Here is a 20232-nt window from a genome sequence, read left to right as displayed (position 1 = left end):
GGCGCGGCCAGCGAGCCTGCAGTCCTACCGGAGCACTGATTACTCCAGCACCGAAAGTATGAGGCACTGTTCAATTACGAGCAGAAGTCCGTGATACAAATCAGGAAGTCGTGGCCCGACAGCGACCGCGGCTATACGTAGAGGACGCTACTTATCTCGCAATACTCTGAGGTCTTACTGATGTTGTGCCCCCAGAAACCGCCACCATTTTTCTGGTGCGTCACAATCAGATCGGTGTAAAAGGTCTTTAAGACACCCTCGAAACCGGGAATCACCTCGAGTGAACGTAACTGTGCGAAGAAATCTACCTTCTGCTCTTGCGGCCTCAGCCAGTTGCCGCCCCGCCCGTGATCTATTTGTCCAGCGGAAAGCTCATACTGGCGTCTCTGTGCGGCTCTCTCGAGAGCCATCTGATGATCCACGCTTCTCAGGTGGAGCAAACCAAGGGAAGTCTCGTACGCAAAATCTTCCCGAGATCGGTGCAGCCCAGCACCAAACTCACTGCGCCTTTTCCATATAACCGGTTTCGTGTACCCCGAAGCAAAAAATCCATAACCACGTTGTAGTTCAATAGGCTGTGACGGATCGAATGATGATTCCTTAACCGTATGTTGCACAATTTCGAAGCCGATTGGGGCGGTTATGCCTGTCAGGGTCTGCAACTTCGGCATCACGTCATCGGCACGCATCCCCAAACCAACCAGCAACTCATCGCAGTCCGTCGACACCACAATCTCGTAGCAGTGCAGCAGCGTCTTAGCAAACCCTGATAGTGCCATCGCCTTGAAATCATCGTCAAAAGGCACTGCCGGTATGTTTATGAAATTGAGGTTTACCCCACCGTAGTCGGCGCGGCTTCTTAAGGACTCTGAAAGAGATGGACTCGAGGCATGATCAAGGACGAAAAAAGCAGCATCCGGACAAATGCGAAGTCCGTTATTGACCCACGCTTCAAGCAGGACGGTCTCATCCCTCGCCATTGTAAGGAATGCAATGGGGGCCTCAGGAGTTCTCTCCGGCCAAAACTCAAGGCGCAATTCCGACATTCTAAGCTCAACTCCAATTGTCATTCAGGCGGGTAGTACGTAATCGCATCAAGCGACTACAGTCCTCGCTTCAGAGTCAGGACCGCAGACGAGACTCCCAACAGCATAGATGAACGGGAGGGCACTCAGTCGATCAGCACCAACGGGACTGCACAACTGGCTCCAGATTCCGCTTGGGGCTGACAGGGCCTCGTGTTCCATGGACCATGTCTCATGCCCAGCGCATACCATCGACTTGGCTTGGCACCCGCTGTGATGGCGCGACGAAAAGCTTTGGGAGCGCCCGTCGTGTGGAGCAGACTCGGGCGTCAATCCCGCTGACCTTGACGCCGCCGCGATCGCCTATACTACAGTGGTGGAAAATCGAGACTACCAAAAAGGCTTACCCACTCATGACTGATTCATCCGAAGCTGCAACGACGCAGCAGGATGGGGGACCGCAGGGATTGACCGACACAGGTGGGACCCTAGCCCGCGGCTCAGATTCCGCCTCTGCGCCTACTGAGATTTCCAAGATTGCGGGATATGTTGAAAGGGTCTTCACAAAAGAGAGACTCATTCTTGGTTGGGCGGCAATCCCAGGCTCAACCGAGATCCCTACAGTGACCGTCAGCTTAGCGGGGAAAACTATTGCCGTTGGCAGACCGGAAAAGATCAGACCCGACCTTCAGCGGATTACAGGCGTACCAGCAGGGTTCGCTTTGATGACCGACGAAGATATCACGCCTTCCGATGTACTAGCCGGGCGCATCGAGGTCCGGGCATCCGGTGAATCTACTTCTGTTCAGCTGAGATTGACCGATGCTGGTAAGAGGCATGCGACTTCCGCGCTTGCAGAGTCGACTCAGCCTAGTGGCCACGACGCCGGCACGCCACCGATCGCCGCACCGCAGCCCCTGGAGACCTCCAAAAAAGCGGCTTCGCCCAAGCAAACAAAAGTGAGTCCTGTACTGGTAGCCACGGGGTTCCAGTCGAAGGATGCGACCGCTGCTATCGGCCGAGACGGCCAATTGTTCTTGATTGGCGGGTCGAACAATTTAGCAGATCTTTACGAGATTCATGGAGATCGTGCCGCTGAGTTCGCCGACCACTGGTCGGCTCTAATCGCAAGCAGAGCGAATTCTTGCGCCCTCGAAGGCATCGACTTTATTCAAATGATCATTCCGGAGAAGCTCACCGTTTTACGTGAACTGGCGCCCCTGGAAATCCACGGACCATCTCCGGTCCTTCGAGAAATAGAAACATTCATGGGGCAGTCGCCTGTCTATTTTAGCGGTCTCCGCTCGCTTTCGGAGTGGGAGCAATCAGAACCGCCGTACCGACCCAACGACACTCATTTAACAGCCACCGGTGCCCAGCATTTGTTTTCAGCTTTATCCGAGCGTTTGCAACCCGGTGCAGGGACTGAAGTAAGCCGCGTAAACATCGACACTCAGGTTGTATCGCTGGGTGATTTGTCCCATCGTTTCTTTGACACTCCAATCTTGGCCAAGGTAATGGTTCCGCGACCAGAGGAAGTGGCACTCTTGGAAAAGAATCTAGAGTTGGTACTCAGTCACGATCCAGCCACCGGCTTTATCGGACGGCGCCGTATATGGAGAAATCCGACTGCGCTGATCCAAAAGAAAGTATACGCATTCGCGAATTCTTTCTTCGGCGAAGGTTCGAACCCTGGAAGCTTGTCCTGGTGGTCCGCGCGATTTTTCGCCGAGTTCCATTTGATCTGGGACCCTGAAGTGGACAATGACTATTTGGACCGAGAAGGAAAGCCCGATGTTCTCATCGCGCAAACTGTCGAAAGATTCCTTACGCGCGTTCCAAAGCGATGACTTTCGCCAAACGTGTGCCATTTTTATTTGCTGGGGAATCAAGTCACGGAAACGCCCGGTCGGTCTAACCGGCCGGGCGTTTCGCAATTAATTTTTTGATTCAGCCGAGCAGGACAAGTCGCCCTGAGAAGTTCATAGTTCGACTTATTTCGCCATGAGGTCTGGCTACGAGCCCATCCCCCGATGGGATCGAACGGCGTCGATCAGCGAAGCCGCGCGTTGGTCAAAATTGTGCTCGTCTCGAATCATCTGGCTGATGGAAGCCATCTCCGAATCATCGGGAAAGCCGCTCGGATCGGCGAGGATTTCTGACAACTGGTCAGTTGATGTGTAAGTCCGAACTGCGCCCTTAAATATCTCATCGATACCGTCGACGTCATCACTGATCACTCGCGCGCCTGAAGCAACCGCGTCGTAGAGCCGATTGTTGGCAAACCCCCACCGAACCATATCTTCAAAGTGGTCGTTCAGGACAACCTCCGACGAGTTGTAAACCGCAGTGAGCTCATCGTTGCGGATGAAATCGGCGATAACCATCTCCTCAGGAATGAATTTCTCCCAACGGGGACCCCATACATTCACTCCCCGCCCAAGGCCGATGCAATCTGCAACGATCTTGCGCCCAATCGGTTTTCTGGGGCCCCCAACGAACGTCAAGTCGTATCGCGGGCTCTCCTTAGTTGCTGCCATTGGGTGGAACCGGCGGGGATTTGTGGCCTGCGGCAGGTAATGTGCCTCGATCCCCCATTCTTTACGAACATGCTCGCACCAGATCTTGGAAGCTCCGAAGACAAGGTCGAACTCAGCTAGCTCCGCACTAGTAATTAGGTCCGGACGGCTGATTGCCCACAGGATATTTGTCTTTCCTGGCTGGGGATCGCAGCGGTGCAGGCCTCGAATAACCAACACTACGTCGTCCAAGTAGTTTGAAGGACGGGCAAGGGCGTCAACCCTGTCGACTACGACCTCTTGGCCCCGGGCAGCGAGGGCCTCTGCAAGGTCTGCCGCATACGGAACGTCGCCCCACCGGTCTCCGCCAACGCTAAATTCAGCCCCGATCTTGATCGCCCAACGCAGGCTCGCTGCTGGATCCGAGCCGGAACTCAACCTGGCGACAACCGGCACAGCAGGTTGGAGCCTTGGGTTTCGTGGCGCAGTTAATGCAAGAATGTCGAGGCCGACATCCCTGTAGTGGGCAACAACTGGCCTGGCTGGTTCCGTGGACGCGCTAAGCCAGTCAACATCTGCGGCGGCCAAGGAAGGGTGCTCCGCGAAGGCATCCGCCGAATGGTCCACTGCGACCGCGGCGCTCTCGACGACGAACTCCCCCGCTCCGGCGTTGCCGAGTCTCCGTAGGAAATCGGTGACCGCCGCTTCGCCGGCAAAGATTGCGTTGAAGCGTCCCAGTCGCTCAAACGCCTCCGCGCGGACTATGAAGACAGCTGTCGCCAACTCGTCAACCGCCCTGCCGCTGTGGCGCCGGGCATCGGCGATGTTCAGGCCCCTGAACAGGGGAATGGCGAGACTGTTGCGGTGTCCTCCGGCGCCAGCGGAGACGACGACTCCTGAGAGATCGGTCAAGAGAGGCTGGGCGGCAGCTATGCATGCATCGTCAAGCCGCTCCACGAGCTTTTCCAGCGTCCCGGCGCGGACTTCAACACTTTCCTTTACGAACAGGAGATTCGAGCCGGTCGCGTGGACGGAGCCGATGTTGTAGGCAATTGCCTCCGTATAGCGCCGCGGAAGCTTGACGTACTTCAGGCCGGGCAGGCCAGCGAGAGCGGCACGCAGCCGAAGGGACGTACGAAAGCCCTGGACTTCGTCGAGAACAATCAGTTCGATCAAATCGGCGTCGAGTGTTTCGTGAATCCTGCGGAGATTTCGAATCGCTAAGTCGATATTTTCAGTGATGCGCATGACCACAGACAGGGAAGGAACTCGCAGTCGTTCATTGACGGAATCAGGCACAAACCTGTGTTGGACATTCTTGCCCAAGACCGCGTATTCCCAGTTAGACGATTCCTTGCGCGTGATCCTGTCATCGTTGTCGTCGTCGACGTAATCGCAACCAATGAAGGGGAAATACTCGATGCTGGAAGTCTCTGTGATCCGCAACGCGAGGTCATAGTCGACCCATCGCCGGAGGTTGCTGTCGAAACCGCCCAGCTCTCGGATAAAAGCGGTCTGCACTACGAGAACATTGAGGTCCACGTAGTTCCTTACCAAGAGTTGACTAGCCGTGATCGGCTGGCCTGTGAATTCCTCCCGGGCGTTCAGCATGCGAGCTGCAGAGTAGGCGGCCTTGCCACCGCTGGCATTCAGTCCCGCATACATATTCCGGAGAAAGTCAGGGCGCCAAGTGTTATCGGAATCCAGGAAGGCCAGGAACTCTCCCTTGGCTTCTTCGATACCGCGGTTCCGGGCGGCGCAGACGCCCAAGTGGTCCGCTTCAACTAAGCGGATACGGCTGTCTAGGCGGGCGTAGCCACGCGCCACATCTCGCGTCCCGTCTGTACTGCCGTCGTCAACTACGATGAGTTCCCACGATTCCAGGCTCTGCTGGCGCACCGACTCGACGGCATCCCGGATCGCCAATTCCCGGTTCCACACAGGCATGACGATGCTCACGACGGGGGCTGTCCCGGTTGAAGGCAGGGGCACGTTCTGGACGTCTTCGAGCCACTTCCGTTCTGCGGACTCCGACCACGTGGTGAAGCGCAACGGCTTCTTGCCCAATTCATACGCCTTGGCGGCGTGGGCGTGCGCAATGATCAGTGCCCGCACTTCAGGCCACGCCGGGGCGTGGCCCGGCAACTTATCCGGCACCGGAAGGGTGCGTATCTTGCCGGCCCGGTATTTGGAAAGGAGGTAGGACCCCTCTGTGCCAGGTTCTTTGAGGCCAGCGGGATCGAAGAGCCATGACCAAGTGTGCTCACGCGACTGGGGACTGCGCAGGTAGGCTAGCAGAAACTCGACATCGCCGGCTTTGTACCTATCGCGAACGGGCGCTGGAAACATTCCAAGATCAAACAAGGGATGGAAGCTGAGGCCGGCCTTCATGCCATATTGAACGAAGTGATGTGCGGCAGCCGTCTTCGATTCGAAGTCCTTCCCGCACTCTGCGGCGTAGTACTCGGCGTCAAACACTTCCGTTTTGATCAGCCGCTGACTGCGGGTTGGGATTGGGTCGAGGGCTTGGGCCGAGGCGGTCATTAGTCAAGTTTCCTTAGTCTTTTGTGCACTTAGCTGACGCGCCCCGACCATGGGGCACTCTCAGAATCAATCTGGCTGTAACTTGCTGCCCCACGGGGTCAGGGAGCCGTCGTCAGTCGGCCTCGTTGACGCTGACCACGGTTATCGCGGGGCTTCTATGTGTAACTCATTTTCCGCCGTCGGCTACGGCACTGAGCTCTACACCGAGGAACTCGCGGTGTGCCTCTTGGATATTCCGAAGGAAGCGGTGCCGCGCGGGGGGCTCGTGGCCTTTCGACATCGCCTCCAGCACGAATCGGAACCGTCCTGTCGGGTCAATCCCGCCCGTTTCCGGATCAATGGAGCGCACTTGGGCGAACGGCGCGTAGTGCTCCTCGATATGACCCAGGTCATTCGAATTTTGGACGTAGCGCACGTAATTGGGGATTTCAGGCTCGGCATAGAGGCGACGAAGATTGACTCGCCCCGCAAAGTCGGTTTCTACCTCATCAATAGTGGCGTAGGACGGGAACGCGGCATTCACGAACGCCTGGTGCACCCAGCGAGTGTAGTCGCCCACGCGCGTCTGCGGAGAGAAACTAACCGCTACCGAACCAGGGATGCGGCGTGAAATGGCCATCGCCGCATACCCGCCACCGCTGGACCCGGCGAGAACAATGTGTTCGTAGCCGCCATCGGCCGCCACCTGTTTGACAACGGTGGCGATCTCCTCGGCAAGGTCCTGCTCGGTAGTGCCGATGTACCAGCCGAGTTGCACTTTCTCGCCCAGTTCAAGGGTGGTGTCAGCAATCATAAGTACGCCGGCATCCAGGTTGCCGAGCGTCCGGCGCCATTCGAAACGCGGGAGCGTGAACTTGGAGCGGACCAGCGAGCCATGGAAGCTCACAATCAGCGTCTTGGAAACTCTGGGGGCGTACAGTGCCACGACGTCGAGCGGACCTCCGGGACGTCCCGACACTACGTATTCGACCGGCTCGGCGGCTTTGTGATCGATCTCGCCGGCCGAGGCGACGCGGCGGATCTCCACATCGTTCCGTTCGTCCCAGGCCAGGCCGGTGGTGGTGTTCTGTAAATTCACGGGTTTTCTCCTGCGTCAATAGCTCCCACGTTGGAGCCTGTCAGTGCCAGCGGAGCTTCTTCCGCCGGGGAATCGGGAATTGTTAGCGTTTCGGGTTGTGCCACGTGGTCGCCGATGGACTTTTGTCCATGCCCGGACTCGGTGATGATTCGCAGGGTCCGCTCATTGAGCGGAATCCACTGCACGGGGCCGCCAAACACGGACAACAGGTTGCGTTCCACAGTGCTGACTTCGTACTTGTGTTCATCGGTTTCCCAGTTGTAGGGCGGTTCGTCTGTCCACACGGACACGCGGTCCGCCGCATGTCCGCTGCGCAGTTCCCTGCTGTACTGGAATGCCGTGGGATCGTAGACATTGACCAGTTCAGACAGCACCCGGTCTGTCACCTCGACCCGGAAGAGACGCCCGTCATGGAAGGCCTCCATGAGCTCGTCCGGGTAGGACCGGTCGATGGCGGCCGTGTGAAGGAGGCTCGGATAGTGCATGAGTCCAACCCGCTGCCCTTTCTCGATTGCAGACGCCAGATGTTCCAGCATCAGCATGCCCGCCAGGGAATCAGCGCCGAAATCGCCGACAAGCAGGATATCAAGTTCGAGGTCCTGCTGTTTGGCGCCGGCCGGGAGGAACCGTGACGGTGCCGGGAACGCCCGTTCTGCGAGCGGGAAGTCCAGGTAGCCGGACTGTTCGCCGGCCTGAATCTTCTTGTGCCAGTGCTCGTACGAGTCGCGGTAGGACACCCGGTCCGGAGACCGGTAACCGAGGCGGAAATCTTCCATGGACAGGTTGGTGGTGCCAACCAGGGACAGCGTCAGGGGCGCCTCGGAGACTTCGAAGGGCTCCTTTGCATTCACGAGCGCCTGGTAGCGGAGAATGAACTCCGTGTCGGCGGCCTTACGGACGGTATCCCAGTGGCCCAGGTGCTCCCGGATGGTGGAGGTATGGAACATGGTGGAGACGTGCGCTGGCGTGATGAAAGCTCCACGCCATCCCCGGTAGTGGAAGAAGAGGTCCTCGTCCGCCCGGGTCCAGGGAGCGGAAACAAGCCTCCCGCTGGTCTGCTTCTGTGCCCCCTTGACCAGGAGCGCGATCTTCTGCGGGTGCTGCCAGTCGTCGCCGTCGAAAATCGTGATGAACTCGCCCTGCGCCATGGAGTAGCCGATGTTGCGTGAAGTGTACGCCCCGGCGTTGGGCTCGTTGAGCACAACCTTGATGCGCCCGTCCACTGCCAGCCATTTATTGAGCCGCTCGCCGGCGTCGCCGCCGGAGCCGTCGTCAACGATGATGATTTCGATGTTCCGGTAGCTCTGGTCCAAGGCTGACTGGATCGCGAGATCTGTGTATGCGTCCGGCTTGTAGACGGGCATGATGATGCTCACGAGGGGCCCGCTCTTCACCGGCGCCGGCGCTTCTGCCTGCAAACGGAGGAAGGCGGGGTCGGTGCCCTCGGCCAGCGAGAGCCTGGACAGCCCTGCCCGCTCATAGATTTCGTTGATCTCCGCGAGCCATTGGCTGGCGTCGGCTGTAGTGTCCTTGAACGGGTTGGCTGCGTTGGCCCGGTAAAGGTGGACGTCGTTGGAGTTCTTTTCGTCGGCCTTGTAGAGGTGCTGGAGCCGGATGACCTCGTCGCCCTGCCCGGTGCGGGCCAGGGCGTCGAGGAAGAACTCGCCGCGCCGCTTTTCGCGGAACGGCTTGGCCCCCAGCCGCTGGAAGACGTACTTGTACAACGTTGCCGCGTTGAGGACATCGTCCTGGAGGATATTCTGCCGGAAGCACAGATCGGCCAGATGCAGCAGCACGGTCCGGGGCGTCTCGTCCAGGACGGGCTGAACGCTGTTCCGGCTCTTCCCCCCGATCCGGTACATCTCCAGGGCAACGGACATGTCCCGCCAGCCCCACCGGCCCATGGTCGCAGAGCTGACCAGGACGTCACGGCCGTCAACCGAACGCACCTTGATCAGACGCTGGGTTAGCCGCGCGTCCGGAATGCGGGACCGGGCACCCCACTCGACCAGCGCTCCCGGGCGCGGGGCAGGCGGAGCGGCGGCAAGCTTGGCATGGGCCGCGGTGGCGCGCTTGGTGGCCCGACGGGATGCCTTCAGCAGCCGGTCAATGTACAGCGCGCCGACGGCCAGTGCGGCCGCGAAGGCCAGCACGAGCAGGCCCAGAAGCCAGGGGTTGCGTGCGTAGGCGGCCACCACTACCAGGGCAAGGAGGACGGCGAAGGCGGCGGCGGCCACCTTTTTCTTCGGGGACAGGCGCGCAATTCTGCGGAGAGCTTGTTGAAATTTCATTCCCTGAGCCTTCTAAGTGTGCGAGTGAGGAGTTGGGGCGGACTGAGAGAGGACTGGAATCGGCGTCCGGGCGAAGTGGCTGCGCATGGCATCCATCCGCTCCCCCGTCGGAGAACTCGGGACGGCGCCGATCTGCGGCGGCGGCTGGAACCCGTCCCACTGTTCGGCCACGCTCTGCAGGAAGATGCTGTCGTCCGGGTTCCAGGTGTGGCCACCGTGCGAGTCGGTTCCGGAGTGGCGTTGCATCATGTAGTTCTGGCCGTGGGAGCGGTAGATGAGTCCCCCGGCGGCCTGGACTGCCTGCAGGAGGCAGCGGTCCACGGCGCGGTGGACGGGCCGCCATCCTCCCAGCTGGCGCAGTTCGTCCCGGCCGAGCAGCATAGTGCCGCCCGCAACGTGGTCCGAGTACTGCTCCCCGAGGGGAGGCCGGCGCGTGGTGATGTCGAGGCTTTCCAGATACACGAATTCAACCTGCGCGCCCACCAGGGTGGCACCGCTGAAGTCTTTGGCGTGGACGAGGTCGCGGAGGTGGTGCGGGCCGTACCAGTCGTCGTCGTCCATCTTGCAAACGAGATCGCCGCTGGCGGCGCCCACACCCACGTTCAGGACATCGCCGAAAATCATGTCGGCCGGAACGGAGCGGAGCTGCAGCTCGCCGGAATACCCCTCGACGGCGCGCCGGACCTCTGGCAGGTCGGCGTCAAAGCCGTGCAGCACCACTACCACTTCCAGTGCTTCCCAGCTCTGGCGTGCCAGCTGGTCCAGGGCGGACGCCAGCTTCTCGGGCCGGCGGGTGGCCAGAACCACGCTCACGGAGGGCACGGGAAGGGCCGGCTTGCGCAGCTGGCCCAGCAGCCCGTTCCAGACGGCCCGCGGGCTGTAGAGGTCCAAGGCCGTCCGTCGAAGCTCGATCGATTTCGATTCCCGCAGTACCGCGGGATCGCCGGCGTCGAAGGCCTGAATGCGGTCCAACAGCTGTTCGCCGAGCAGGGACCGGACGGGGGCGGGCAGCGCCCGCGCCAACAGCGGCACGCCGGCGACGGCCAGCTGGCTGAGGCGCCGCGCCAATTGCCAGTCCAAGCCGCCAAAGAGCTCGCCATTGACCTCAACGTAGTCGTGCGGCCGGAGGGCCGCGAGCCCGGCTTCGCTGAGTTCTCCCCCGCGGCTGAGCTCGATCGGCTCGAGCGCCCGAGTGGGCTTGTTCGGGTACGGCAGGAACCCCATGGGCGATACGACGGCGGTGTCGACAGGGGGCAGCACGGTTCCCGGCGGGGTCCAGACCGGCGGCGTGACCCGTGCTGGCTGGTCTGCGACTTGCCGGCTGAGCTGCTCTGTGAGCTCGCCGGGCCCGATGAGGACATCGACGGAATAGATGTCATCCGGCTCGGGCTGCAGGAGCGGTTGGGTCATGAAGCTGCCCAGTGCGTCCCCGGCGAGCCAGGCGCTGGCGGCGGGTTCGGTGATGCCCACACGCAGTCCGCCCAGCACGGGCCGCGGCGCAGCGGGTGAACAGCAGCCCAGGGCGGCCACGGCCGCAGCATGCACGGTCACCCATTTGCCGCCTTCGACCACCACGGCGAAGCCGAGCCCCGGCACTGTCATGGCCGAGGTGCCGGCCTTGGTCTGGAGGCTGCGTGGCGTCCAAACCGGCAGGTCGGCGGCGGGGAACAGTCCGCGGATGACCAGCACGAAGCGTTGCGCCCGTCCTTCGCTGCGGAACAATGGGAGCATCGCCCGGGCCTCGGCGAGCGACTCCGCCTGCACCACGTAGTGGTCCCACCACAATTGGTCGGCGGGAACGGCGTGTTCCCAGTGGGACGCGTTCCGGGGATCGCGGTGCTCCCAGTCCGTGCGGGCGTAGTCCAGCCCAAGATCCAACGCCAGCTCCGCCATGGAATGCCCGGCGGAGCCAACGACGACGCTCTTGATCTGCATGCTGCTAGCTCCCCGCCCGGCCTGAGCGGGCCTTGAGCCGGCCAAGGATGTAAGCCGGACCCTTGCGGGCAATAGCGCGGGCGCGTGAGACGCCGCGGTTCGGGGCAAGGCCCTGTTCCAGGCGGCGTCGCTCGATTTCGGACTTCTTCAGCCGGGCCTCGAGGAGCCGGATCTTCTGCTCGTAGTCCAGGCGCGTGGCGCTGTCGGCCAGGTCCCGGACCACGATATTGAGGTCAAGGGTTGCCGCGGCGCCCTTGCGCAGGTGCAACTTCGGTTTGGGCCGCCGGAAATCGTGCAGGCCCAGGGCGCTGCCGGAAACCCAGCGTTCGCCGCCGGCGCTGCGCGCGGACTTCTCCGGGTCACCGGCAACCGAGAGCTCCCGAAGGGTCGACGTCTGCCACAGTTCCATCGCGCCGGGCCGTCCGTCCACCAGCGCCCTGAGGACCAGCGCCTGCGTCTGCCGCAAGGTGTCGATCATGGCTTCCAGTGAGTGCAGGCCAACTGCCGTGCCCGCGCTGAGCACTAGTGTGTAGACCGACGCGGCAAGCTGTTGTCCGTCCGTCCGGAGAAACGAAAAGCGGCGGTCAGTGGCAAGCCACTCCTCCAGCTTGGGCCGGCTGCCGTCCTCCACCACAATGTCGACGGCGAAGTCCTGGCAAGCGGAGCCAAAAAGCGATGCGACGGTTCCGGCAATCTCCAGATCCGTGGACTTCGTGGTCCGGATCAGGATCCGGAGAAGCGGAGTCTCGCGCCGCGGCGTGTGCAGGGCCTTGAGCGCAAAGCCGGCATGGCGCAGCTCTTCTTCAAAGGACGCCGGCACTGCCTGGGTTCCCCTATCCACCGGCGCTGGCCCCGACTGGCGTGTGCGGCCGGCTGGATTCGGCGGGCTCCTGGTTCCAGATGCCCTTGGTGTCGATGACCAGTTTGCCTTCCAGGGACGCGGAGTCCAGTGTCAGGAATTCATCATGGTCCACCAGGAGCATCACGAGGTCTGCAGCGGCTACGGCTTCCTCCATGCCGTGGAGCTTCGTGAGGCCGGATGCTGTCAGTGCCGTGGGGAGTTCTTCGACATTCGGGTCGACCACCAGGATCGTGCTCCCGGGCAGCTGCCGGACCAGTTCCTGGACGATCGTCACGGACGGCGACTCGCGGACGTCGTCGATGTTGGCCTTGAAGGCCAGTCCCAGCACAGCCACTGTGGCGCCCGGCTGGCTGGCCAGTGTCTCAACCGCCTGCCGGACTACGTGGTGCGGCTTGGAGTCGTTCACTTCGCGGGCCGTGCGGATCAGGCCCGAGTGCTCGGGGACGGCGTCGACAATGAACCACGGGTCGACGGCGATGCAGTGTCCTCCCACGCCGGGGCCGGGGCGAAGAACGTTGACGCGGGGATGGTGGTTCGCGAGTTCGATCAGCTTCCAAACGTCGATGCCCAGGTTGTCGCAGATCAGCGAGAGCTCGTTGGCGAAGGCGATGTTCACGTCCCGGAAGGTGTTTTCCACCAGCTTGGTCATCTCGGCCGTGGTGGCGTCCGTGAGCAGGATCTTCCCCTGGCAGATCACCTCGTACAGCCGCTTGGCCAGCTGGGCACCTTCCTCGGTGAGGCCGCCGATCACACGGTCGTTGGTGACCATTTCGACCATGATTCGGCCCGGCAGGACGCGCTCCGGGGAGTGCACTATGTGGACATGGTTCTGTCCGGGGGCTGCTTCAAGCGAGAGGTCCGGCCGAAGTTCCAGGAGGTAGGCGCCCAGGCGTTCCGTGGTGCCCGGAGGCGACGTTGATTCCAGGACCACGAGTTCGCCGCCGCGGAGCTTCGGCGCCAGGGCCTCGACGGCGCTGCGGAGGTAGGAGAGGTCTGCGCCGTTGCCTTCCGCGAGCGGGGTGGGCACGGCAATGATGAACGCGTCGGCCGCGGGCACCGTGGTCATGGCGACGAGGTTGCCCAGGCTGACCGCGCCTGAGACCACCACACCCATGTCGGGTTCTACGAAGGGTACTTCTCCGCGGTTGACGGCGTCGACGGTCGACTGCTTTACGTCGACGCCGGCCACGCGCTTGCCTTTGGCGGCGAAGCTGGCGGCGGTGGGCAGGCCGATGTAGCCAAGTCCGATGACGGCAACATCAAAAATCGTCTCGTCCATGTCTCCCTAAACTAAAATGTGGTCTTCGGGCGAGCCGAAGAACTGAATCTTTGAAGTAGCCAGAAGCTCTTCATTGGTGATGGGCCAGGTGTGCGAGGACACGTTGGCGCCGCGCATTTGGCAGTAATTGAAGCGGTCCGCCGAGTAGATCCGGGCGCCTGCCTCAATGACGTCGCTGAGGAAGCGCGAGTCCTCTCCACGTTGCAGCTGCTGGAATGGAAAGCGCCTGAAGGTGTCCGTGGAGGCGAAAATCGTGGGTCCGGAGACTGCTTCCACGTAACGGTGTTCCAATTGAGGGTTGCGAAGGATCGTAGCACCAGCCCCGGCAAGGTGCATGTAATGCGCCCGCTTTCCCACTACCTCGGCCTCGGAGTACATCATGGCGTGGACCTGGTCACCCAGGTACAGCGGGCTGTAGATATCGTCGTCGTCCCATTTGGTGGCAAACCCGCCGTCTGCCCGTGCCACGAGGGCATTGAGGCACTCCCCCAGCAGGGTCTCCTGCGGTTCCTGCAGAACCACGACGTCGGGAATCCCGGCTTCCAGGCACTTTCGACGGAATGCGGTTTCGTCAATCTCAAAGCCGTGGGCCAGGTAGACAAGCTGGACGTCCACGCCCTGCTGGGCAGCCACGCCAGCAATGACGTGGTCCAGTTGCTGCGGGCGGAAACTTGAAACCAGGACCGACACCTGGGCCTTGGGCGCCTGGGCAGCCAACGCGGGACGCGCCGCCGCCGCGATGGACTGTGCCCGGTGGCTGAAGGTGTGCTCTGACCAGATCCTGCGCTGGGCCTTGTGGACCAGGCGCTGGGCATAGTCAGGGTTGGCGGTCAGCGCCCTCAGCAGGTGCGCGGCGTCGTCGCGGTGCTCTGCCGTGGGAATTTCGTTGCCGGGGAAGAATTCCGTAATGGCAGCACTCGGTGTGGAGACAACACAGGAGCCGGCAGCGGTGATCTCGAAGATCCGCCGGGCGCACATCGAGGGCGAGTCCGTGACGGAGTTGACGTTGAGGAAGACCTTGTAGGCCTTGTACGCGGTGAGCATCTGCTTGTAGGACAGGGACCCCACGACGTGCTTCTTGAGGATTCCGGGGAACTGATACTGCGGCTGCCTGCCGAGTTGCCGCGAAAAGATTTCAAAGCCGGGGCGTTTGCCCGCAGTCGCGTCCACGGCAGCGCCCAGAAGGTACTCCATCTGCCGCCGGCGGTCCTCGTACTTATGCGCGAAGTACATTCCCGCGAAGGCGATCTCGCGGGCGTGCCAGCCGTGCCGGGGCCGGGCCGGGTTGTGGATGCGGGGCTGCGCGGCAAAGGGCAGCACGGAAATCCGGTTGTGGCCCAGGTCCGCCCGGTAGCGGGGAAGCATGTTGGCGTCGGTCGTGAAGACGTGGTCAAACAGTTTCGCGGCGGGCAGGAAGTCCTCGTAGTGGGGCGGGTCTTCCTTGTTCCAGAAGATCGCAGGAAGCCCGGCTGCCCGGCATCCGTCAACGAGTTCGCGGAAGACCGCCGAAGGGCCGGCAGGGCCGGTGATCTTGCCCCGCCAGAGCCCGGCGTTGCCCGCCCAGGCGGATTCGACGACGACGAAGTCCAGCGGTTCGTCGCGCAGTTGCTGTTCCCAGCTGTCCGGCCTGAGCGCCACGACCGACCACTCCGCGGAGAACGCCGCCGCGGAGAAGTCATCCATGATGATGCCCACGCGCAGTTGCGGATTACGCGGCTCGGCAATGCCAACGGCCGCTTCCCGGAAGATCAGGTGCCGGCCGCGGCCCAAGCCGCGCCAGGCGCCTTCTGCGCCGCGGACCCCGGCCAGGCTGGCCTCATCGCGCTCGGCCGTGCTGCGGTGCAGATAGCTTTTGACCTGTCCCATGCCGCCCTGGCGGGCGTGCCACAGCGCGCGGCGCCAGTAGGCCGCCCTGTCTCGAAAACTCATCGTTACCGGGACCGCTTCCAGCCATTGGGCAGCAGGGTGGTCCGCATTTCGGGCAGGCTCGCCATCAACTCCGCACGGATCTTGCGGCCGTAGTCGGCGTTGCCCTCGTTCATGCGCCAAATGAAGTCGCGGTATTGCTTGGCAACTTCGTCCGGGGTGCCGTCCATGATGAAGTCGCCTTTGTCGATCCAGATGGCGCGGTTGCACATGGACGTAATGGTTCCCAGGCTGTGGCTGACCACAAACACCGTTCCAGCCTGGTTCGTGACCGTCTCCATCCGCTTCTTGGAGCGTTCCTTAAACTGGGCGTCGCCGGTGTTGAGGGCCTCGTCGATGAGGAGGATTTCCGGATCCACCGCCGCGGCAATGGCAAACCGCAGGCGCGCACCCATGCCCGAGGAATAGGAGTTCATCGGGTGGTAGACCTCGTGCTCCAGGCCGGACATCTCCACAATGTCATCGAACTTCGCATCGATTTCGGCGTGGCTCATGCCCATGGCCAGGCAGCCGAGCCGGATGTTCTGCGCACCCGAGATGGAGCTGATCAGGGCCGCGTTGACGCCGAGCAGGATGGGGGTGCTCGAGGCATAGACATTGCCGGTATCGGGGATGATCAGCCCGGCTAGGACCTTCATCAGGGTGCTCTTGCCGGAACCGTTGCGGCCGATGATGCCGATGGAATCGCCCTGGTTCGCCACGAAGGAAATCTTGCTTAACGCCTTTGTGCGCACGGTGCTTTCGCCGCGGCGGAGCCCGCGGAGGTTCTTCAGAACGGAGGTCCGGGCGTTGGTCCTTCCTTCGGTTTTGTTTTTGGTCCGGTAGACGACCGAAATGTCGTCCACCACTACTGTCGGCTCGTTGATGTGGCCGTTTGTTATCTCAGACACGTCCATAGCTTTCCTCTCCGCGCCAGAAGATAAAGAGCCCGGCGGCCACCGATCCCAACGCCCACAGGCTCAAGACAGCCCAGGACCGCCAAGACGGTGTGGTGTCGTACAGAACCGAGTCGCGGATGATCTTGATGACTTGGAACACCGGGTTGAAGTCCATGATGGTGCGCATAACCGGATACTTCCCGAAGCGGTCCTCGGCAAAGAAGACCGCCGAGGCATACATCAGGAAACGGATAATAAATGAGAGCAAGTGGCTTAGGTCCGGGATCCTGAGAAGCACGGGAGCCAGCAACATGCCGATTCCCAAATTGAACAGGAATTGCAGCAGGATGGCCGGAATGATCAGCAACCACCGCCACGTGATCTCCTCGGCCGGCGCCGTGAAGATAATGAACAGCAGCATTACGATCGTGACGGGAATGTTGGAAAGCAGTTCGCGCACGTTCAGGGCGATGGGCAGAGATGCACGGGGAAATTGAAAGGCCCGGATCATGGACGTGTTGCTGGTAAGGGATTTCGCCCCGCCCAGGATGGACCGGGTGGTCATCGAAAAGGTGAAGACGCCAATGATCAGATAGCCGATGAAGTTGTCGATGCCTTTGCTGGTGCCCAGGAACACACCGAAAATCAAGTAGAAACTCAGGCCGCTCAGTACGGGCGTCAAAACCAGCCAGGCTATCCCCAGATGGTTCTTGTCTTGGCCGCTCTGCACCCGCGCCCGGGCGTCGAAGAAGATGAAGCTTCTGCGGTCCCACAGCTGGACCAGATAGTCCAGGAAATCGGGCCGCTGCCCCACCTTGCTCAAGCGGACAAGGTTCACGGGCACCGAGACGGTGGGCGTCTTGGTCTCTTCCGCGTGGATCTCCTCCGCCTGGGCCTGCTCTTTGATGCTCATCAGATAGTTACTCCCAGCATTTCCAACTCTCTTGCCAGGGCAACCGCGTTGGCGGCCCACGTTCTGTCCTGCAACACACGCTCCCTGCCCGCCGCCCCAAACCTTGCTGCGAGCGACGGGTCCGTGAGCAGCTCCCGGACCGCGCCCGCGAACGAGTCAGGATCCCCCGCCTCCGCCAGGAGACCTGTCACCCGGTCCTCGACGATTTCCGCCAGGGCCGGCAGGTCGCTGGCCACCACGGGCCGGGCGCAAGCCATGGCCTCCACAGGTTTGAGGGGCGTCACGGAACGAGTCACCTCCAAGTCCTTGCGCGGGACAACGAAAACATCCAGCGCTTGATGGTACAGTGCCGTCCGGCTCCGGGGCACGCGGCCGGTGAAGATAATCCGGTCTGCATACCCGCTGCGCTGCGCCTGAATCTGCAGCGATGGCATGGAGGACCCGTCGCCCACGATCAGGAGACGGAGCCGAGGGAGGTCTCCCGCAAGCCGCACAAATGCGGCCAGGAGGTCCTCGATCCCTTCATAGGGTACCAAGCTGCTCACGGTGCCAATAAATTGCGCGTCTTCTGCGAGACCGAGTTCGCGCCGGGCGCTGGCCTTATCCAGAGGCTCGGCGAGGAAATTTCCGCCAACGGCATTCGGGGCAATCAAGACTTTGCTGGCCGGAATTCCAGCAGCGACGATATTGGCCTTCATGGCCGTCCCGAGGGTCAGAACGAGGTCGGCGGCCTGCATGACTTCCGTTTCCCGGTTCTGAAAAAGCCTGTACTTCTCGCTGCTGCGCGCCCCGGATCCACGGGTAGAGGCCCAGGTGTCAGCCAATTGGCCGCGGACTTCGTAGACCCAGGGTATCCCGAGGGCCTCGGCCACGGCCCGCACCACGAGTCCGTTGACGTAGTGCGTGGTGGTGTGCAGCACGCTGGGTTTGAAATCCAGGGCCACGGCGAGCAGTTCGTCCGCCTGCTGCTGCAGCCGGGCGTCTATGGTCTGGGCCATCTTGGCGGGCAGGAGCCGCTGGTACCGGATGCCGTCCACTGTGTCGGTGGTCTTGGCGAGGAGCTTCCCGACTTGCACGGGATAGCCGATCCTCGTGACCGCCAAAACGTCCCATCCGGCCGCCCGCTGCGCCAGCAGGGTGGAGTGGGACCGCTGGGCGTAGCCGCTGGCGGTGTGCGGCAGGGAGTTGGTCAGCAGATGAAGGATCCGGCCGGGAACCGGTGCATAGGGCCGGCGCTCCAGCGACAGCGATGCATCGGCCAGGATCGCCGCTTCGGCCGCGAGGCGGGCCCGCTGCCGCTGCCCTGCAGGGCCCGAGCCGTCGAGTGCTGCAACGGCTTCGCTGACGTCGCCGTCGTACCACAGGCGCCGTGCCCGGGCCTGCTTCGCGTGCCGTGCGGTGCCCGCCTTGGCAAGGAAGGCATCCGAGACCGCGGGGAGGTTTGCCGCGAGGGCGACGTCGGCCAGGCGACGCGCCTTGTCCCCCTCGACGGATCCGTCGGCGGCGATGCGGAGGCGACGTTCGACGTCGGCGTCGTCACCGGCGGCGAGTGCCGCGAACAACACGGCCGCGGACGTGGAGTTCTTCGGAGCCAGCTGGCAGAGGCGCTTGGCGAGCGGAAGCACCGCCGAGGGCAGCCTGCGCGAAAGCTGCAGGAACAGGATGACGGGATCGTCCGTCAGGTGCTGGCGCACGACGCTTTGGGCCAGCCGGACGTTGTTGATCAGTTGCATCATCGACGAAGGCTGGTTTCCGCGAGCAGTTCGGTGATGAGTTCCATGTAGCGGCCGGCGAGTTGGTCGTATTCGGCGTGCGCTTTGACCCACTGGCGGCTGTCGCCGTTGCGGACCAGGCGCCCGCGGTCCGCTGCCAGCTCGCGCCACAAGGTGGCCAGTTCCTCCGGGTCACTCGCCACGATGTCGCCGGCCGCGGCGTCAGTGACGATGCGTGCGGCTTCCCCCTTCACCACAGCGGTGATGTGCCGGCCGACCGCCAGTACCTCATAGGTCTTGGACGGCACGGTGGTCTCGAAGGACTTCCAGTCGTCGCGCAAGGAGACGATGCAGGTGTCCGCCGATGTGTAGCGTTCCAGCATGGCGTCACCGGTCAGGGGCGGGTGGAAGGTGACAGGAGCATTCAGCTCACGGGCCAGCTTCTCCAGGGCCGGCCGCTGGGTGCCGTGGCCCACCATGTGCAGGTGCATCGAGTCGCCCACGAGGGCACTCGCGCGGATGGCGACGTCGAGCTTTTGGCTCTCGCCGTGGTTGCCCAGGTACAGGGCTTCGAAGACGTCCCGGACCGGTTCGGGCGGCCCCACCACGGGAATGGCGTCCAGGTGCACACCGTTGCTGACCGTCGCCACGTTGCGGACCCCACGCGAGCGCAGCGTGGCGGCGAATCCTTCGGTCACTGTGACTACGAGGTCCGCCCGGTGCTGGACGAAGTCCACCACATGCTCCACTACGCTCTTGACGCTGCCCTGGACCAGGCGGGCGTCGCGGGCCAGGTCTGGCCAGGCATCGCGCATTTCAACGATGAGGGGGACATGTCGCAACCTGGCGACGGCATAGCCGGCAGCAAGGGAGGGAAGGCCGGGGGCGGTGACAATAACGAGGTCGGGCTTGCGGACCATCATTCCGGCGGGAATCGACAACACGGCCGAAAAACACTGGTCCAACAACCGCGCCGCCCTGGAGTTGCCGTGGCGCAGGTACGGGACGTGGAGGATCTTTTCGGTGAACTGGCCGTTGCGGAGGCGAAACGGCCTGCCGGCCATCCAACGCGGGAGGGCCCGCCGGCCGAAAGGATAGTGCGCCACCGGAGTCACGACGTCGACGCCCCAGCCGGAGTGGGCGAACTCCTTGATCATGGCGGTCCAGCGCCGCTGCGGAGGACTCTGTTCAGGCCAGTAGGAGTGCGTGATGAGCGTGATCTGCAGTTTGTCTCTCACGGACTTCGGCGCAGTTGACTCCACGAGGGCTT

General features: G+C 62.3%; 13 protein-coding genes. 1 reads left to right on the top strand and 12 read right to left on the bottom strand.

Annotation, left to right across the window (positions count from 1 at the left end):
• Positions 1-131 precede the first annotated feature (131 nt).
• Positions 132-1037, bottom strand: coding sequence for a hypothetical protein (locus ACFVTM_RS16650; protein WP_390204760.1), 906 nt, complete (start codon positions 1035-1037; stop codon positions 132-134).
• A 401-nt stretch (positions 1038-1438) separates the two neighbouring features.
• On the opposite strand from ACFVTM_RS16650, the gene ACFVTM_RS16645 reads away from it, so the two are divergent.
• A complete protein-coding gene (locus ACFVTM_RS16645; RefSeq protein ID WP_390204758.1) occupies positions 1439-2875 on the top strand; it encodes a hypothetical protein in 1437 nt (478 codons plus the stop codon).
• 165 nt (positions 2876-3040) lie between these two features.
• Here ACFVTM_RS16645 and ACFVTM_RS16640 read toward each other — a convergent pair whose 3' ends face one another.
• The 11 genes from ACFVTM_RS16640 to ACFVTM_RS16590 all read right to left on the bottom strand — a co-directional run bounded on the left by ACFVTM_RS16640 (position 3041) and on the right by ACFVTM_RS16590 (position 20224).
• On the bottom strand, positions 3041-6088 hold the full coding sequence (locus ACFVTM_RS16640) for a glycosyltransferase (RefSeq protein ID WP_390204756.1): 3048 nt from the start codon (positions 6086-6088) through the stop codon (positions 3041-3043).
• Between the two features lie 166 nt (positions 6089-6254).
• A complete protein-coding gene (locus tag ACFVTM_RS16635; protein ID WP_390204754.1) occupies positions 6255-7166 on the bottom strand; it encodes a hypothetical protein in 912 nt (303 codons plus the stop codon).
• Positions 7163-9457, bottom strand: a complete 2295-nt coding sequence (locus ACFVTM_RS16630; protein ID WP_390204752.1) for a glycosyltransferase family 2 protein — start codon at positions 9455-9457, stop codon at positions 7163-7165. Before ACFVTM_RS16630 ends, ACFVTM_RS16635 begins: the two co-directional genes overlap by 4 nt.
• Positions 9458-9469: 12 nt before the next feature.
• A complete protein-coding gene (locus ACFVTM_RS16625; RefSeq protein ID WP_390204751.1) occupies positions 9470-11392 on the bottom strand; it encodes a glycosyltransferase in 1923 nt (640 codons plus the stop codon).
• Positions 11393-11396: 4 nt separating this feature from the next.
• Positions 11397-12233, bottom strand: coding sequence for a hypothetical protein (locus tag ACFVTM_RS16620; protein ID WP_390204750.1), 837 nt, complete (start codon positions 12231-12233; stop codon positions 11397-11399).
• Positions 12226-13533, bottom strand: coding sequence for a UDP-N-acetyl-D-mannosamine dehydrogenase (gene wecC, locus ACFVTM_RS16615; protein ID WP_390204749.1), 1308 nt, complete (start codon positions 13531-13533; stop codon positions 12226-12228). The genes ACFVTM_RS16620 and wecC overlap by 8 nt, the downstream gene beginning before the upstream one ends.
• Positions 13534-13539: 6 nt before the next feature.
• Entirely contained in the window at positions 13540-15462 is a 1923-nt protein-coding gene (locus ACFVTM_RS16610; protein ID WP_390204748.1) for a glycosyltransferase, read from the bottom strand.
• Positions 15463-15464: 2 nt separating this feature from the next.
• Complete coding sequence (locus ACFVTM_RS16605) at positions 15465-16355, bottom strand: ABC transporter ATP-binding protein (protein WP_390204746.1); 891 nt, start codon at positions 16353-16355, stop codon at positions 15465-15467.
• Complete coding sequence (locus tag ACFVTM_RS16600; RefSeq protein WP_390204744.1) at positions 16342-17310, bottom strand: ABC transporter permease; 969 nt, start codon at positions 17308-17310, stop codon at positions 16342-16344. Before ACFVTM_RS16600 ends, ACFVTM_RS16605 begins: the two co-directional genes overlap by 14 nt.
• A complete protein-coding gene (locus tag ACFVTM_RS16595) occupies positions 17250-18986 on the bottom strand; it encodes a glycosyltransferase family 4 protein (RefSeq protein WP_390204743.1) in 1737 nt (578 codons plus the stop codon). The genes ACFVTM_RS16600 and ACFVTM_RS16595 overlap by 61 nt, the downstream gene beginning before the upstream one ends.
• Positions 18983-20224, bottom strand: a complete 1242-nt coding sequence (locus ACFVTM_RS16590; protein WP_390204742.1) for a glycosyltransferase family 4 protein — start codon at positions 20222-20224, stop codon at positions 18983-18985. Before ACFVTM_RS16590 ends, ACFVTM_RS16595 begins: the two co-directional genes overlap by 4 nt.
• Between the last annotated feature and the right edge of the window lie 8 nt (positions 20225-20232).

The organism is Arthrobacter sp. NPDC058130, from assembly GCF_042884475.1.
Taxonomy (GTDB): Bacteria; Actinomycetota; Actinomycetes; order Actinomycetales; family Micrococcaceae; genus Arthrobacter.
Note: the sequence above shows the minus strand (reverse complement) of the source record. Positions and strands in the feature narration are given on the sequence as shown.